Source organism: Vibrio sp. HI00D65 (assembly GCF_001635455.1).
Lineage (GTDB): Bacteria > Pseudomonadota > Gammaproteobacteria > Enterobacterales > Vibrionaceae > Vibrio.
Genome location: NZ_LWEH01000476.1, coordinates 1 through 1,056, shown reverse-complemented (window position 1 = coordinate 1,056; position 1,056 = coordinate 1). Strand labels below are relative to the sequence as shown.

Below are 1,056 nucleotides of genomic sequence, written 5' to 3'. Positions count from 1 at the left end.
CTAAGGTCCCAAAGTATAGCTAAGTGGGAAACGATGTGGGAAGGCTCAGACAGCCAGGATGTTGGCTTAGAAGCAGCCATCATTTAAAGAAAGCGTAATAGCTCACTGGTCGAGTCGGCCTGCGCGGAAGATGTAACGGGGCTAAGCTATACACCGAAGCTGCGGCTACGCACTATGTGCGTGGGGTAGGGGAGCGTTCTGTAAGCCGTTGAAGGTGGTCTGTAAGGGCTGCTGGAGGTATCAGAAGTGCGAATGCTGACATGAGTAACGATAAAGGGAGTGAAAAACTCCCTCGCCGGAAGACCAAGGGTTCCTGTCCAACGTTAATCGGGGCAGGGTAAGTCGACCCCTAAGGCGAGGCCGAAAGGCGTAGTCGATGGGAAACGGGTTAATATTCCCGTACTTCTTACAATTGCGATGGGGGGACGGAGAAGGCTAGGTGGGCCTGGCGACGGTTGTCCAGGTTCAAGTGCGTAGGCGGAAGAATTAGGTAAATCCGGTTCTTCTTAACGCTGAGATACGATGTCGAGCTACTACGGTAGTGAAGTCATTGATGCCATGCTTCCAGGAAAAGCCTCTAAGCTTCAGATTGTAAGGAATCGTACCCCAAACCGACACAGGTGGTCGGGTAGAGAATACCAAGGCGCTTGAGAGAACTCGGGTGAAGGAACTAGGCAAAATGGTACCGTAACTTCGGGAGAAGGTACGCTCTTATCAGTGAAGTCCCTTGCGGATGGAGCAGACGAGAGTCGCAGATACCAGGTGGCTGCAACTGTTTATCAAAAACACAGCACTGTGCAAAATCGTAAGATGACGTATACGGTGTGACGCCTGCCCGGTGCCGGAAGGTTAATTGATGGGGTTAGACTTCGGTCGAAGCTCTTGATCGAAGCCCCGGTAAACGGCGGCCGTAACTATAACGGTCCTAAGGTAGCGAAATTCCTTGTCGGGTAAGTTCCGACCTGCACGAATGGCGTAATGATGGCCACGCTGTCTCCACCCGAGACTCAGTGAAATTGAAATCGCTGTGAAGATGCAGTGTACCCGCGGCTAGAC

General features: G+C 52.2%; 1 rRNA gene. It reads left to right on the top strand.

The window, feature by feature from the left end:
- A 23S ribosomal RNA gene (locus A3712_RS22905) occupies positions 1 to 1,056 on the top strand; the annotation flags it as partial.